The organism is Microbacterium sp. EST19A (assembly GCF_019969685.1).
In the GTDB taxonomy this organism is placed as follows: domain Bacteria; phylum Actinomycetota; class Actinomycetes; order Actinomycetales; family Microbacteriaceae; genus Microbacterium.
Map to the genome: position 1 here is coordinate 322,357 of NZ_JAHXYZ010000001.1, position 15,166 is coordinate 337,522.

The 15,166-nt window shown below is 69.4% G+C and carries 16 protein-coding genes; 6 read left to right on the forward strand and 10 right to left on the reverse strand.

Annotated features, from left to right (window positions below; translation table 11 throughout):
* The first annotated feature begins 10 nt into the window (after positions 1-10).
* On the forward strand, positions 11-862 hold the full coding sequence (gene purU, locus LC452_RS01685; protein ID WP_223622287.1) for a formyltetrahydrofolate deformylase: 852 nt from the start codon (positions 11-13) through the stop codon (positions 860-862).
* On the opposite strand, the gene LC452_RS01690 is transcribed toward purU, so the two are convergent.
* The gene (locus LC452_RS01690; protein ID WP_223622288.1) at positions 859-1,905 is read right to left on the reverse strand and encodes a nitronate monooxygenase family protein; all 1,047 of its coding nucleotides are present in this window, start codon (positions 1,903-1,905) and stop codon (positions 859-861) included. The two genes, purU and LC452_RS01690, sit on opposite strands and share 4 nt — an antisense overlap.
* Positions 1,906-1,961: 56 nt before the next feature.
* Here LC452_RS01690 and LC452_RS01695 point away from each other — a divergent pair, with 56 nt between their 5' ends.
* Complete coding sequence (locus LC452_RS01695; protein WP_223622289.1) at positions 1,962-2,234, forward strand: DUF6412 domain-containing protein; 273 nt, start codon at positions 1,962-1,964, stop codon at positions 2,232-2,234.
* A 96-nt stretch (positions 2,235-2,330) separates the two neighbouring features.
* On the forward strand, positions 2,331-3,089 hold the full coding sequence (locus tag LC452_RS01700; protein WP_223622290.1) for a membrane protein insertase YidC: 759 nt from the start codon (positions 2,331-2,333) through the stop codon (positions 3,087-3,089).
* A gap of 78 nt (positions 3,090-3,167) precedes the next feature.
* On the opposite strand, the gene LC452_RS22015 is transcribed toward LC452_RS01700, so the two are convergent.
* Together LC452_RS22015 and LC452_RS01710 are read right to left on the reverse strand one after the other, a co-directional pair.
* The gene (locus LC452_RS22015) at positions 3,168-4,085 is read right to left on the reverse strand and encodes a DMT family transporter (RefSeq protein WP_223622291.1); all 918 of its coding nucleotides are present in this window, start codon (positions 4,083-4,085) and stop codon (positions 3,168-3,170) included.
* A 70-nt stretch (positions 4,086-4,155) separates the two neighbouring features.
* Positions 4,156-4,503, reverse strand: coding sequence for an ATP-dependent DNA ligase (locus LC452_RS01710; protein WP_223622292.1), 348 nt, complete (start codon positions 4,501-4,503; stop codon positions 4,156-4,158).
* Positions 4,504-4,684: 181 nt separating this feature from the next.
* Between LC452_RS01710 and LC452_RS01715 the strand changes: the two genes are divergently transcribed.
* Positions 4,685-5,254 (forward strand): FHA domain-containing protein, encoded by a 570-nt coding sequence (locus tag LC452_RS01715; RefSeq protein WP_223622293.1) that lies wholly within the window; start codon positions 4,685-4,687, stop codon positions 5,252-5,254.
* Positions 5,255-5,375: 121 nt separating this feature from the next.
* On the opposite strand, the gene LC452_RS01720 is transcribed toward LC452_RS01715, so the two are convergent.
* The 6 genes from LC452_RS01720 to LC452_RS01745 all read right to left on the reverse strand — a co-directional run bounded on the left by LC452_RS01720 (position 5,376) and on the right by LC452_RS01745 (position 11,962).
* Positions 5,376-6,464: an alcohol dehydrogenase catalytic domain-containing protein gene (locus LC452_RS01720; RefSeq protein WP_223622294.1), complete on the reverse strand. Its 1,089-nt coding sequence runs from the start codon at positions 6,462-6,464 to the stop codon at positions 5,376-5,378.
* A 14-nt stretch (positions 6,465-6,478) separates the two neighbouring features.
* On the reverse strand, positions 6,479-7,186 hold the full coding sequence (locus LC452_RS01725) for an HAD family hydrolase (protein WP_223622295.1): 708 nt from the start codon (positions 7,184-7,186) through the stop codon (positions 6,479-6,481).
* Entirely contained in the window at positions 7,183-8,322 is a 1,140-nt protein-coding gene (locus LC452_RS01730) for a TIGR03364 family FAD-dependent oxidoreductase (protein WP_223622296.1), read from the reverse strand. The genes LC452_RS01725 and LC452_RS01730 overlap by 4 nt, the downstream gene beginning before the upstream one ends.
* On the reverse strand, positions 8,319-10,073 hold the full coding sequence (gene phnE / locus LC452_RS01735) for a phosphonate ABC transporter, permease protein PhnE (protein WP_223622297.1): 1,755 nt from the start codon (positions 10,071-10,073) through the stop codon (positions 8,319-8,321). Before phnE ends, LC452_RS01730 begins: the two co-directional genes overlap by 4 nt.
* Positions 10,070-10,897 (reverse strand): phosphonate ABC transporter ATP-binding protein, encoded by an 828-nt coding sequence (phnC, locus tag LC452_RS01740; RefSeq protein WP_223622298.1) that lies wholly within the window; start codon positions 10,895-10,897, stop codon positions 10,070-10,072. Before phnC ends, phnE begins: the two co-directional genes overlap by 4 nt.
* A gap of 135 nt (positions 10,898-11,032) precedes the next feature.
* Positions 11,033-11,962, reverse strand: coding sequence for a phosphate/phosphite/phosphonate ABC transporter substrate-binding protein (locus LC452_RS01745; protein ID WP_223622299.1), 930 nt, complete (start codon positions 11,960-11,962; stop codon positions 11,033-11,035).
* A 170-nt stretch (positions 11,963-12,132) separates the two neighbouring features.
* Between LC452_RS01745 and LC452_RS01750 the strand changes: the two genes are divergently transcribed.
* A complete protein-coding gene (locus LC452_RS01750; RefSeq protein WP_223622300.1) occupies positions 12,133-12,876 on the forward strand; it encodes a GntR family transcriptional regulator in 744 nt (247 codons plus the stop codon).
* Positions 12,877-13,130: 254 nt separating this feature from the next.
* Here LC452_RS01750 and LC452_RS01755 read toward each other — a convergent pair whose 3' ends face one another.
* Complete coding sequence (locus tag LC452_RS01755) at positions 13,131-14,273, reverse strand: sensor histidine kinase (RefSeq protein ID WP_223622301.1); 1,143 nt, start codon at positions 14,271-14,273, stop codon at positions 13,131-13,133.
* A gap of 226 nt (positions 14,274-14,499) precedes the next feature.
* On the opposite strand from LC452_RS01755, the gene LC452_RS01760 reads away from it, so the two are divergent.
* The gene (locus LC452_RS01760; protein WP_223622302.1) at positions 14,500-15,156 is read left to right on the forward strand and encodes a response regulator transcription factor; all 657 of its coding nucleotides are present in this window, start codon (positions 14,500-14,502) and stop codon (positions 15,154-15,156) included.
* The last annotated feature ends 10 nt before the right edge of the window (positions 15,157-15,166 follow it).

A 15,166-nucleotide genomic window follows, 5' to 3' on the forward strand; every position in this document is an offset into this window, starting at 1 on the left:
AGGAGCTTCCATGTCTCAGCCCGATACCGCCCGCCTCCTGATCGCCTGCGATGACCAGCCCGGCATCGTCGCAGCGGTGGCCGGAGTGCTCGCGCGGCACGGCGCGAACATCATCTCGCTCGACCAGCACTCGACGGATTCCGAGGGTGGCCGCTTCTTCCAGCGCACGGTGATCCACCTCGACGGACTCGCCGCCGCACGCCCCGCACTGGAGGCGGACATCGCGGCCGTCGCCGAGCGGTTCGGCATGGAGTGGTCGCTGCACGACGTCGCACGCCGCAAGCGCGTCGCGATCTTCGTGTCGAAGTACGACCACTGCCTGATGGAGCTGCTCTGGCGAACGCAGCGCGGCCAGCTCGACATCGACATCACGATGGTCGTGTCGAACCACCCCGATCTCGCCGAAGCCGTCCGGTCGTTCGGCGTGCCGTTCGTGCACATCCCGTCCGGCGACAAGCAGCTCATGGAGGAGCGTCAGCTCGATCTGCTCCGCGGCAACGTCGACCTCGTCGTGCTCGCGCGCTACATGCAGATCCTCACCGACGACTTCATCGAGCGGCTCGAGGCTCCGGTCATCAACATCCACCACTCGTTCCTGCCCGCCTTCATCGGCGCGAACCCGTACGCCAGGGCCAAGGATCGCGGCGTGAAGCTGATCGGCGCGACCGCGCACTACGCGACGGCCGACCTCGACGAGGGCCCCATCATCGAGCAGGACGTGACCCGCGTCACGCACTCGGACTCGGCCGCGCAGCTGCAGAGCCGTGGAGCCGACGTCGAGCGTCAGGTGCTCGCCCGCGCCGTGCAGTGGCACGCGGAGGACCGCGTGATCGTGCACGGCAAGTCCACCGTCATCCTCTAGCGCCCGTCGGGCACCCCGGCCACCAGCTCCGCGAAGACCTCGGCCGTGGTGTCGAAGCGGATCAGCGGCGCGACCTGGCCCATCCACAGCCCCTGCAGCTCTCCCAGGCCCTGCTCATTGGCCGCCGTGCGGAAGCGGCCGGTGAGCCAGTTCTGCATCGGGAAGGGGGCGATCGTGCCACTCGCCTCGATCGCCCGCACGGCCCGGTTGCGCGCCCCGCGGGCGAGGCGTCCGCTCATCGCCCGGGTGAGCACGGTCTCGTCGGCCGCGGTGGAGCGGATCGCCGCGCGGTGCGCATCTGTCGTCGCCGACTCGGCGGTGGCGAGGAACGCCGTCCCGACCTGCACGCCCGAGGCTCCGAGTGCGAACGCCGCCGCGACTCCTCGTCGATCGGCGATGCCGCCCGCCGCGATGACCGGCACGTCGACCGCGTCGACGACCTGCGGCACGAGGGTGAACGTCCCGACGAGCGACTCCTCGGCCGGACGCAGGAACGACACGCGGTGCCCCGCGGCCTCCATGCCCGTCGCGACGATCGCGTCCACGCCGCCCTCGGCGAGAGCTGTGGCCTCCGCCACCGTCGTCGCCGTGCCCACGATGCGGATGCCGCGGCGATGCGCCTCCGCGACCAGGTCGGCCGAGGGCACGCCGAACACCACGCTCAGCACGGCCGGGGCGATCTCCCAGATGGCCTCGAGCTGCTCGTCGAGCGACGGCACGTACTGCTCGGGGCGGGCCGGAACGGCGACGCCCACCGCCTCGTAGAAGGGCTCCAGCGCCTGGGCGAAGATCATGTGCTGCGCGTTCGGGGCGACCTCGTCGCCGGTGGGCAGCCAGATGTTGACGCCGAACGGGCGGTCGGTCGCGGCCCGCAACGCGGCACCGGTCGCCCGGATGCGGTCGCCGTCGTACCCGTAGAGCCCGAACGAACCGAAGCCGCCGGCTTCGCTCACGGCGGCGGTGAGTCCGACGGAGGAAAGTCCTCCGAACGGGCCGAGGAAGATCGGATGCTCGATCCCGAGCAGCGCGCGCAGGTCACTCATGCTTCGAGCCTAGGCGCAGCCGCCGGTGCTAATCTCGCTGGAGGAAGGGAGCGCGCATGAGCGAGTGGTTCGGGCAGATGCTGAGCTTCGTCGCGACCGCGCTCGGGCTCGTCTCGATGCCGGATGCCGCGGCCCTCGGCCTCGCCATCGCCCTCCTCGCCGTGACCGTCCTCACGCTCGCCGTCGTGCTGAGCGTGCGCCCGGTCGTCCGTGCCGATGAGCCGCATCCGCTGCGCGCGATCGACGTCGGCACGCTGCTCGCGCAGAGCGATCCGGATGCCGCGGGCCACCCTCGCCCGCGAGCGCCGGGATTCGCGACCGCCGCGTAGTCCACCGGCAACGAGACGCCCTGACAGGGCCGTCTGTTCGCGTGGGATGACGCGGCCTTCGCCGACCCTTCCCGACGCCTCGAAACGGACATCTCCATGGACCCCTTTGCCTTTCCGCCTCTGACCGCCCTCCTGAACGCCGCCTACGGAGCCCTCGCCGGGCTCTCCACCTTCCTCGAACCTCTCGCCGGAGCATCCGCCGCGGCCCTGGCCGTCGTGCTCGTCACGCTGCTCGTGCGCGCGATCCTCATCCCGGTCGGCATCTCGCAGGCCAAGGCCGAGCAGACCCGGTCGCGCCTGGCGCCGAAGCTGCGTGCGCTGCAGCGCCGGTACAAGAAGAGCCCGGAGCGCCTCCAGAAGGAGACGCTGGCGCTGTACCGCGAAGAGAACACCTCGCCGTTCGCCGGGATGCTGCCGGTGCTCGCGCAGGCCCCCGTCGTCGGCATCCTGTACACGCTGTTCATCCGCCCCGACATCGCCGGGCACGCCAACGACCTGCTCGCCCACGACCTGTTCGGGGCGCCCCTCGGGCAGAGCCTGGTCTCGGCCGTGTTCGGCGGCACGATGACGCCGGCCACGGGTCTCGTCTTCGGCGCGCTCCTGGTCATCATGATCGCGGTCGCCGAGATCACCCGCCGTGTCTTCCGCCCGACGCCGGTCGAAGGCGACGACTCGCCGATGAACTCGCCCACGATGCTGCGGATCACGTCCGCGCTGCACTACCTGACCGCGGTCTTCGCGGTGTTCGTGCCGCTCGCCGCCGCCCTCTATCTCACGGTGACGGTCGCCTGGACCCTCGTGCAGCGCATCGTGCTGCGGCGACGGTTCCCGCTGGCGGTGCCGGTTCGAGCCTGAACGCCCCCCGGTCGCTGAGCGCCTTCGTCTCGCCGCATCACTTCGTCTCGCTCAGGAACCGCCGAGCGAGACGAAGCGTCAGTCGGGCAGCGGGATCGGCGCCGTGAAGGGGCCGGAGCCGCCGTCCGACCGGCGCTCCCGTCGCACGCCGAGCGTGGTGCCGACGCTGGCCGCGATCACGAGCACGACGGCCAGCATCCGCAGCACGGTGGCGTCCTGCCCGAGGATCAGCCAGCCGGCCAGTGTGGCGAAAGCCGGCTCGAGGCTCAGCAGCACCCCGAACACCCGCTGGGGCAGGCGCCGCAGCGCCGCGAGCTCGAAGCTGTACGGGATGACCGACGACAGCACGGCGGTGATCGCGGCGAGCAGCAGCAGCTGCATGTCACCGGCGACGACCGACACGGTCGGAACACCCACCGGCAGGAGCAGCACCGCCGCGACGACGAGCCCCATCGCGAGGCCGCTGCTGCCCGGGATGAGGGCGCCGACGCGGGCGCTCATCCGGATGTACATGATCCAGAATCCGGCCGCGATGAGGATGAACAGCACACCGAGGGGGTCGAGCGGCTCGGCACCGATCAGGCCGTCGATCCCCAGCAGCGCCATGCCGAGGAGCGCGACACCGACCCACGCGGCGTCCGCGAGCTTCCGGGTCAGGATCGCCGCGAGAACGAGCGGCCCGAGGAACTCGATGGCCACCGCCGGCCCCAGGGGGATCCGGTCGATCGCGGCGTAGAAGAATCCGTTCATCGCCGCCAGCGAGACACCGAACAGGGTGGCGGCGAGCCACTGCTTGCGCGTCCAGCGGCCGGGCCGTGGCCGCACGATGACGACCAGCAGCAGCGCGGCGATGGCGACGCGCAACGAGGTCACGCCCCACGGGCCGAGAACAGGGAAGAGCTGCGCGGCGACCGCAGCCCCGAAGGGCAGCGAGAGGCAGGAGCCGACGACGAGGGCGACGCCCACGAGGGGACCGGATGCCGTGGGCTTCTGCACCTGCCCAGCCTAGGCGCGATCGGCGGCGGCGCCCCGTCGCTCCCGACCTCGGGCCCGTTGCTTCGCGGTGCTACGCGGGTGCGCCGACGGGAACCTCTCCCGAACCCTGCGCCTCGCCCGTCTCGGCGGGCTCGGGAACGAGGTACAGGCCGCTCGGCGCGTTCGCCGTGAAGGCAAGGGCTTCGATCCAGGCGCGGTTGATCGCCGGCTGCCGGCTGCCGAAGTACTTGAAGACGAGCGAGCTGCCCGGCTGGATCCACACGGTCGTGCGTCCGCCGCCGACACTGGCGTCTTCTCGCCAGCTGAACGGGAACGGCTCACCTCGGCGGAGCTTCGCCGTGATGACGAGCTGGAGGTGGGTGAGAGCGCGATCCTCGATCTCGGTCTTCACGCCGCCCTCGTAGATGAACTTGCCCATGTGCCCCTCGGTTCGCTGTGCGAAGTATCGGATCCAGATCGAGGGCTCATTCTATCGTGGCCACCCTCCCAAACGGTGTCCGCGGGGTTGCGTGATGTTGCGGTGGAGCGAAGTCAACCCCCTCGGCGGAACAGGTCGCACCCCATAGCTTGGTGATCTCGACTCCGAGGAGGGCATTGCCATGAACGCACGACACATCGATGACCGGCCCGACGAGGGCTACACCCCGACGACCACGCACGCCGAATGGGGTGCCGGCAACCCGCTCCTGCGCGTCACGCGCGACGACGAGCGCTCCGAGTTCGCCCTGGAAGCCGACGTCGTGCGCATCGGCTCCGCCGAGGGCAACGAGCTGCGCCTGTCCGACACGGACCCGGTGCACGCGACCATCACCCACGACGAGCGCGATGAATACGTGCTGACGCTCCACGGCGAGGGCGAGATGAACGCCAACGCGAGCGCGGATGCCACGCACGAGGGCGACGCGACCGAGACGTTGCGCACCGGTGCCCGATTCACCGCAGGACCATGGACTCTCGTCTTCGCCCGGGAAGAGTTCGCCGACCACGGGCGCCCCTTCGGCGGACGCAAGGGCGGCGAGCTCTCGGACCAGCCGCTGCAGCCGCCCCGCCCGGACTACGAGGCCGGCGAGTCGCCGACCCCCGCCGATGAGCCGCTTCCCGAGGACGCGGACTCCACCGAGGGAACGCAGTCGAACGAGCCGCAGGGCGCTCCCGACCGCGGCATCTGACGGGTTCGCGCGCGACCAGAACGACGCAGAACGACACGAATCTCGCAGGAATCGAACTGATCTCTGCGAGATTCGTGCTGTTCCGCGGGATTCCTGCGGGATCGGTCTCCCGCCCGCGGCCTCATCGGCCCGGAACGAGCCCGATGCGCAACGGCGCTGCGGGGGCGGCGGCGTCGACGAGCGCGTCGTCGATGTCGAGGAGCGGCCGCACGGCACCGACGGCGTCGGCGAAGGGATAGGCGCGACCACGACCGGCCAGGAACGCGACGGCCTCGGCCAGCTCCGCCCCGGTGTAGTTGTGGATGCCGGCGACCGTGACCAGTCGCCGCACGATGCTCTCCGCGTCGAACGAGACGGGATCGGCAGGGAACACGCTTCCGACGAGCACGACCGTGCCGCCGACCGCCACCCCCTCGAGCGCGTCGACCACGGCGTGCCCCGAGGCCTCGATGACGACGTCGGGCTCGCCGTCGACGGAGGTCGCACCGAAGCGCTCGGCCATGGCCCGACGAACGGGGTTCGGATCGAGCACCTCCACCGTCGCTCCGTGCTCCGCGGCGATGGCCGCGGCCGACAGACCGACGAGCCCCGCTCCGTGGATCCGCACTGTGGCGCCCTCGAGATCACGGTCCCGTGCGGCGCGCGCCACGGCGGCCCACGCCGTCGCGGTCGCGCAGGAGGCGGGGGCGAGGACGGATGCCGGGAGCGCCTCGGGCACCCGGACGATCGCGGTCCCTTCCCGCAGCTGTACATGGGTCGCGAACGCCCCGGTGAGATCGCCGTGCACGCCCACGCGGTCGTGACCGTACTTGCCGAGTGTCCGGCACTTCTGCGGCATGCCGTGCAGGCAGCGGTCGCAGCTCCCGCACGAGATCGTGACCGACCAGACCACGCGGTCTCCGATGCGCAGCGGCGTGCCGTCGACGGCATCCGCTCCGTGGTCGCCGGTGGCGATCACACGCCCGACGCTCTCGTGTCCGAGCACCAGCGGCGTCGGAGCGGATCGGCGGCCCTGCACCGTGTGCACGTCGGAACCGCAGATGGTGGACATCTCGACCGCGACCAGCACGTCGCCGTCGGCGAGGGCGACGCCGGGCACGGCGATCGTCTCGTGCGGGTGTCCTTCACCCACCCAGACCATCGCCGTGGCCGCCGGGCGCAGGGCGACGTCGCGCCGGTGGCCGGGCGGACGGATCAGCAGGGTGCCCATGTCATGCCGCCGTCTCAGGAAGCGGCGACGACGCGGAGCAGTCCGCGCTCGGCCAGCACGTCACGGAGACCGGTCACGTCGTCGAGCACCGCATCGGCTCCGGCGGCGTCGAGAGCCGCCCGATCGTGTGCGCCGCTGAGCACGCCGGCGACGAAGCCCGCCCCGGCACGCCGGCCGGACTCGACGTCGCTGACGGTGTCGCCCGCGACCGCGACCGCACGAACCGAAGACGTCTGGGTGCGCACCAGGGCGGCGAGCACGAGGTCGGGCGCGGGGCGCCCCCGCCCGGCGTCGACGGGCGACAGGGCCAGGTCGATGAGACCGCGCCAGCCGAGTCCGTCGATCAGCGCGTCGCGGGTGACCGGAGCGAACCCGGTGGTGAGCACGACCGTGAGTCCGGCATCCTTCAGACCCTGGATGGCATCCGCCGCCCCCGGGATCTCGGTGACGCCCTGCTCCGCGACGATCTCGGCGTATGCGCCCTCGAACGCGGCGGTGGCACGCTCGGCGGCCGCGACGTCGCCGCCGGCGAGGTGGGTGAACACGTCGATCTTGGACTGTCCCATGGTGACGCGGACGTGGTCCAGGGCCTCGGCCCACGGCATCCGATCCGCGACGCCGGTGCGCTCGGCAGCGCGCTGGAACGCCTGCTCCACGACGCCGTCGTCGAGCACCGTGGTTCCCGCCATGTCGAGGACGAGCAGTTCGAGCGGAGTGGTCATGAGGTTCCTTCCATCGCAGGGGTCCACCCGAAGGCGGCGGTGAGATTCTCTTCGGCGAGCCCCAGACCCGTGGTCATTCCGATGCCGGTCGTCGCGGCGAGCACCAGCGCGCCCTCGTCGCCGCGTTCGATGAGGAACTCCTCGGCCCCCTTGGCATAGACGCCCTGCCAGCGCTCGAGCACCCGAGGGGCCGGCATGTCGAACAGGGCCTCGGCCTCGGCGAGGAATGCGGTGAACGCGGCCTCGGGCTGGAACGGCGCAGGCGAGGGGGCGGTGGCGTGGGAGTCGCCGATGATGAGCGTGCCGTCGGGCAGCTGCGTGTACATCTGGTTGAGGTCGAGGGCCGCGAGGTCGGGCCGCTCGGTGTGCAGCCGCTCGCGGAGGGCGGCCGCCTCCGAACCCTCGGAGAACCGCCCGTAGCGCACGAGCGACCAGCCGGTGAGCAGCGGTGCGGTCAGCGGATGCCGCAGCGTCACGGCCGCACGCATCATGTCGAGGGCGCAGCGCTGGATGCCGTGCCGCTCGGCGATCTCGGGCAGCAGCTGGTCGAGGTCGTGATTCACGGCGACGACCGTGTGTCCGGTGACGATGGTGCCCCTGGTCGTCTCGACCCGTCCTGCGCTGAGCTGGGTGACGGCGGTGCGGAAGCGGAACCGCACGCCGAGGCCGTGGAGGTGACGCACGATGGCGTCGGCTGCCGTGCGCGGATCGGTCTGCAGATCGGTCTCGATGAGCGCACCGCCGACGATCCCGTCGCGACGGAGCGGAGCCCGACGCAGCAGCTCGTCCGCGTCCAGCATCCGGATTCCGCCGTCCGGGACGGCCGCTTCCAGCACCGCGATCTCGTCGTCGTGCCGCGCGGCGACCAGGGTGCCCGACTCGCGCAGCCAGAAGCCGGCATCACGGGACAGTCGCAGCCAGAGCTCGCGCGAGGCGTCGGCGTAGCGTCGTGCCTCCCCCGCCTGGGCACCGATGCAGAGGTGTCCGAAGTTGCGGATCGTCGCCCCGCCCGGGCCGTCGGTGCGGTCGACCACGATCACGCTCAGGCCGCGCCGGGCAGCGGCATACGCGGCGCCGAGGCCCACGATCCCGGATCCGACCACGACCACGTCGGCGGTGTCGTTCGTGCGGGTCATCGGAATACCTTCCTCATCCACATCGCGAGCCCTTCGACCACCAGCACGGTGGCGAGGATCATCAGCACGATCGCGGTCACGGTCTCGTAGCGCGACCCCTGACTCGCGTTCAGCAGGTAGTAGCCGACACCGCCGCCGCCCACGATGCCGAGGATCGTCGCCGCGCGGATGTTGGTGTCGAGCATGTAGAAGCTGTGACCGATGAGCGCCTGCATCCCCTGCGGGACGGTGGCCGAGGTGTAGGTCTGCAGGCGGGTGGCGCCGACCGCGCGCAGAGCGCGTTCCGGTCCGCGATCGACCTCTTCGAAGGAGTCGGCGATCAGCTTGCCGAGCAGTCCGATGCCCCCGATCGCGAGCGCGATGACGCCGGCCTGCGGACCGAGGCCGGTGATCACGACGAGAACGATCGCGAGGATCAGCTCGGGGATGCCGCGGATGCCGACCAGCAGGAACCGGGCGACGCCTCTCGCGCCCGAGCTCGGGGCGACGTTGCTCGCGGCGAGCGAGCCGAGGACGACCGAGGGCAGCAAGGTCAGCACGGTCGCGGCGAGCGCGATCGCGACGGTGTCGCGCATGGCCTCGAACATCACGGAGGCGTCGTAGCTGCCGAAGGACGGCGGCCAGAACTTCTGGGCGACCTCGGGGAGCTTCGCCCAGAAGGTGAAGAAGTCGAGCCAGTTGATCTGGCTGACCACGACGCTGCCGACCACGACGAGCACGGCGACGATGCCCGCGATCGTGTGCTGCACGCGCTGCGCGGTCCAGGGCCGGCGCACGGCCGTCTGCGGGCTGGTCGCCCACGCGGGTCGACCGGTCGCCGACTCGGCGCTGCGCCCGCGCAGCCGCGGGTGCACGATGCGGTCCATCCACGAGCGGGTCTGCTTCTGCTGCCCGAGCATCGCGCCGCGCACCACGCTCGAGATGATCTCCATCACGACGCAGAGGATGAAGATGACCAGGGCTATACCGAGGCCCTTGCCGTAGTTGAGCGCCTTGAACGCGTACGACATCTCGAGGCCGAGGCCGGCGACGCCGACGTAGCCGAGCACCACGCTGCCGCGCAGGTTGATGTCGTTGCGGTGCAGCACCGTGGCCACCCAGCTGGGCAGCACCTGCGGAAGGATGCCGGAGGTGAACTCCTGCATCTTCGATCCACCGGCGGCACGGATCGCGAGACGAGGACCTTCGTCGACCTGCTCGATCGCATCGGCGAACATCTTCGAGATCATGCCGATCGAGTGGATGCCGATGGCGAGGATGCCGGGGAGCGTGCCGAGGGAGAACATCAGCACGAACGCCATCGCGAGGACGACGTCGGGGAGGGCGCGGGTCAGCACGCCGATGAAGCGGGCGGCCGCACGCCAGCCGTTGCCGGGGGTCGTGTTGGAGGCTGCGAGGTAGGCGATCGGCACGGAGAGCACCGCGGCGAGCAGCGTTCCCACGAGCACCAGACCGACCGTGAGCGCGATCAGCCAGAGGAGATCACCCGGCTCGGGGAACGACAGGCCACCGACGCGCGCCATGAAGTTCTCGGCGTTGCCCCAGCTCTGCACCATCGCCGGGATCGAGATGCCGACCTCGCCCACGGCCAGGATGCCGATCACGAGGAGTGCCAGGAGGGTCAGGGATGCGGCGATGCGCTCCGGCGAGATCGGGCGCTTCGGAGCGCGTTCGGCGACGCCGACGTGGGGCGCCGAGCCTCCGCCCCGCGTCCCTGAGCCTGTCGACGGACGCCCGGCGATGACCGTCATGACGCCGCCACCTGCGTCGCGGCATCCGCCAGTTCCATGGCCACGGCCGCGATCTCGGCGGTCGTCGTCGCGACGCGGCCGTAGATCTCCATGACCTCGGCCTTGGTGAGGTCGGTCGTCGGGGTGTCGAGCACGACTTCGCCGTGGCGGAGTCCGACGATGCGGTCGGCCCAGGAGATCGCGAGATCGACCTGGTGCAGACTGCAGACGACCGTGAGACCTTCGTCGGCGGCGATCTCGCGGATCAGCGCCATGACCTGGTCGCTCGACTCGGGGTCGAGCGAGGCGACCGGCTCGTCGGCGAGCAGGATGTCGGGCCTCTGCATGAGCGCGCGGGCGATGGCCACCCGCTGCTGCTGCCCGCCGGAGAGGGTGTCGCTGCGCTGGTAGGCCCGGTCGAGCAGGCCGACGCGGTCGAGGTGCTCGAGTGCCGTCAGCTTCGACGCCTTGCTGTAGCCCCAGAGCCCGAGGCGCGGACCGCGCACACCCGAGAGCGAGCCGGTCAGCACGTTCTCGAGCACCGTGAGCGAGGGCACCAGCTCGAACTGCTGGAAGATGAACCCGACCCGACTGCGCAGGTTCCGGAGCGGCCGGCCCTTCAGCGCCGGGACCTGCTGACCGAGCACCTCGACCGAACCCGCGGTCGGCAGCTCGAGACCGTCGAGGTGGCGGAGCAGGGTCGACTTGCCGGAGCCGCTGAGTCCGAGCAGCACGACGATCTCACCACGGGAGACCTCGAGCGACACGTCCTTCAGGGCGGTGGTCGTCCCGAAGGTCTTCGTCACGCCTGCCAGGCGGACGAGGGCATCGGATGCGGCGTTCATGGGTTCTCCTGTGATTCTCTGAAGCTCGGTCGTTGAGCGAGCGGAGCGAGACGAAACGTGTCCTCACGGACGGCGTTTCGTCTCGCTCGCCTCGCTCCCTCGCTCAACGGACGGGAGCGAAGCGGGCTCAGGGCATCAGCCCTGGCACTGCTCGGCTTCGGTCTCCTTGCAGATGTCGCGGATCAGGTCGTAGTACGCGTCGTCGACCGGCTTCGTGGCGTAGAACACGCTGCGGAAGGAGTCGGAGTCGGCGCTGTCGATGCCCGCGGCGATGATGTCGTCGATCGTGATCTCGGCCAGGCCGTCGATCAGCTTCTGCGAGACCTCCTCCGGAAGGGTGGAGGAGAAGACCAGCGGTGCGCCCGGGACCATCGTCTCGTCGATGACCTTCACGGCGTCCGACTTCTCGACCTCGGAGTCCTCGGCGAAGCCGACCTCGCACTCGACACCCTCACCGGTCTTCTGCACGCTGACGTCGTGCTTGCCGGCGAACACCGGGGTGATGTCGGTCGTGGGGTCGATGCCGGCCTTCAGCAGGTTGTACGACGGGAAGAGGTAGCCCGACGTCGAGGACGGGTCGACGAAGCAGACCTTCTTGCCCTTGAAGTCGGCGATGCTCGAGATGTCGCTGTCCTTGGGGACGATCGCCTGCGAGTAGTAGCCCGGCTCCTGACCTTCGTCGGTGACGATGGAGGAGATCGGGGTGAGCTTGGCGCCGTTGTTGGTGGCGGTGACGTAGGTGAAGCCCGAGAACGAGGCGACGTCGACCTTCCCGGCGACAGCGGCCTCGATGAGTGCGGCGTAGTCGGTCGACTCGTGGTACTCGACGGTCTTGCCGGTGATCTCGGCGATGTAGTCCATCAGCGGCTGGTAGTTGGTCTCGGTGTCGACCGAGTCGGGGACGACGCCGAAGACGAGGGTGTTCTCGTCGACGGCGAAGGTGCCGCCGGTGGACGAGTCGTCGGGGGCGGAGGTGGAGCTGGCGTCGGCCGAGCCGGAACAGGCGGCGAGACCGATTGCGAGGATCGCCGCGCCGGCGAGGGCGGGGAGAGCGCGAAGCTTCATGAGGACCTTTCAGGGGTGTGAGGGGTGATCCACGGAAGACTCTCGCACGCGTCGAGTCGAGAAATATACCTAACTTGGAAGAGTTCAGCGGCCGTTTACCCCGCATTCGCTTGGATGAACTCTGCAGTAACGGGGTGACGCTGATCGAAGTGGTCAAGTAATGTACCTATGTGGCTGAAGCTGTGTACACCCAGATCGCGGACGACCTCCGCGCCCAGATAGCCGGCGGCGCCCTGCGGCCCGGCGATGATGTGCCGACCGAGGCGGAGCTCGCCGAGAAGTGGCGCACGTCGCGCGGCCCCATCCGCAACGCGCTGGCCGCGCTGCGCGGCGAGGGCCTGATCGAGACCAGCCGCGGGCGACCGGCGCGGGTGGTCGCCCGCAAGGCGAACCAGGCCGTCGACGTCTCGGTGCCGTTCACCCGCTGGGCGCGAGAGCTAGGGGTCTCCCCCGGCGCGCAGACGCAGGAGCTGAGCCTGCGGCGTGCCGGCGACATGGCGACAGCACTGGGCGTGGGCCCGGACGACACGATCGTCAGCGTCGTCCGCCTGCGTCTGCTCGACGGGCGCCCGACGATGCTCGAACGTCTGGCGTACACGGAGGTCGCAGGGCGGCGGCTCTTCGAGGTCGATCTGGACGAGGTCTCGATCACCGAGCACCTCGCCTCGGTCGGGCATCCGATCGTGAGCCTGCAGCATGTGATCGATGCCGTCGCGGCGGACGATCAGGATGCTGCGCTGCTGCGCGTACCCCGGGGCACGCCGATCCTGCGCCTCAGCCGCACGTCGCGCGATGCGGACGGCCGGATCTTCGAGGCGTCGGAGGACCGGTACCTCAGCGAGGTGGTGCGCTTCACGGTTGCCGCATCCGGAATCTCGAATGACGGCCACTACATGCGAGCGGTGGGCGGCTAGCGCCCGGACATCGGATGCGACGAGGAGACGTCGTCCGGAAGGACAGAAGGCGATCGCGAGCGCGCAAGTGTTTCAGAAGCCAGAAAGACCGCGCTCGCGATCGCAGCGCTGGGGACGCTTTATCTGGGGAGCCTCCAGGATATTTCGGAGGGGAGCCCTGATCGTAGGGCCAAAGGTCGAGACCTTTAGTGGACTTTCGTCCATATTCGCGGTGATCTCACGCGAAGTGTCGGCTCACTATACCCTGCCGGGGCTCATGCGATGGGCAGGCGAGCGGAGACCAGCCAGTGTCCGTCGACCTCGCCCGCGCTGAACTCGCCGCTCGCGCCGATCACGCGCTCCGCCATGCGGCCGAGACCGGTGCGACTGGAGGACAGTTCGCGTCGCGGTGTCGTCGGGAGCGGGCTCCGCAGCGTGAGTGCGGCCGCGTCGTCATCGAGGTCAAGGCTGACCAGCACCTCTCCGGGGCCGGCGTACTTCAGGATGTTGGTCGCAGACTCGCGCACGATCCTCGCAAGGACGATCTCTGCGGCACGCGGGATGCGTTCGTCCCGCAGGTCTCCTTCGAGGCGCACAGCGTGCCCGGCGGATTCGAACTCCTGCCGAGCCTCGTCGATCGCGTCGGCGAGGTCACCCGTCTGCATCTCGGAGGCGCGTGGTCCGTCATCCGCGAGTTCGATCACGAATCGGAGATCCGCCATCGCCTTTCTCGCGGCGACACGGATCGCTTCTCGAGAGTCTTGACTTGTGGAGGGGTCTTCGAGCATCTGCACGTGCAGCGCCACCACGGTCAGGTGGTGCGCGATGCTGTCATGCAACTCACCGGCGATCCAACGCCGCTCGGCGAGTACGGCCTGACGCTCCTGCTCGGCGCTCTCCTCGAGCGCGAGCTCGAGGCGTCGCCCGCGGGCGAAGGCGATCCGCAGCGCGAAGCCGACGGCACCTGCCACGGCCGCGAAGATGAGGAACAGTCCGACGTTGACCCCGGCTTCCAGGTCGCCGTTGGCGACGAGCGCCGCGGCGACCAGGAAAGCACCGGTGTAGGAGAGGACCAGCGAGGTCCACCCCAGTCTCATCACGAGCCCTGCTGCCACAGCTGCGGCAGTCAGAACCAGAGACTCGGTTCCTACGAAGAAGGACAGTGCGAACACGACGCCGAGGGCGCATGTCGCGATAAGGGGATTCCAGAGGTAGAGGGCGAAACTGGCCGTCGACGCGATGCTCACCAGGATGCCGAGTGGATTCCCACCCGGGGTCGTGATGAGCGATATGAGGTCGAGGGCGACAGTGATGGAGACGATGACCAGGACGACGATCCGCTCGACTCTGCTGAGCTTCTCGCCCCGACCTAACCGGAGAGCATCAGTAGAGGCTCCAGCGGACTGGTCGAAGGCCATGGTTCACTATCTCCTATTCGCCAGGTAATCTATCGTACGAGGCCAAAAAACTTACCAACCTGCTGCCAGAAAGGCATAGTGCTCACCTCCATTTCCTAGTCGTTTGTCGATGTCTGTACCCATCTTCTCGGCGATGAACACGGAGCACATCTGACTTCTAGACAGACCTTTTTGGCCAAAGGTCTACATGTGAGCGACCACAAGCCGCCGCCGTTAGGCTTCCCTCATGCCTGACATCCGAGTCCTGATCGTCGATGACGACCCCCTGGTCCGCTCGGCGCTCTCGCACTTCGTCTCCCGTGACCCTGATATCAAGGTCATCGGCCAGGCGGAGGACGGCGTCGAGGGCATCGCCATGGTGGAGAGCGAACAGCCTGACGTGGTCATGATGGATGTCCAGATGCCGGAGATGAACGGGATCGAGGCGACGGGTGTCATCGTCGAACGATGGCCGCATGTCCGGGTTCTCGCGGTCACGACGCTGGACGGCCGGGACACGGTGTTGCCGATGCTGAGTGCCGGCGCCTCAGGGTATCTGCTGAAGGACTCCAGCGCGGAGGAGATCGTGATCGGCGTGCGCGAGGTGCACAGCGGTCAGAGCTCGCTCTCGCCGCGGATCGCATCGATGCTCATCAAGCACGTGCGCGATTCCGAGCCCGTGACCGGCGATGCCACAGCTCTCGAAGCTCTCACCGATCGCGAGGCCGAGGTGCTCCAGTGCCTGGCCAAGGGCATGTCCAACGCCGAGATCGCCAAGGCGCTCATCGTCTCCGAGGGCACGGTGAAGGCGCACCTCGGACGCATGATGTCGAAGTGGCACCTGCGCGACCGTGTGCAGATCCTCGTCGCCGCGGCGCACGCCGGGCTCGTGAACTTCCGCTGACGCAGGTCTG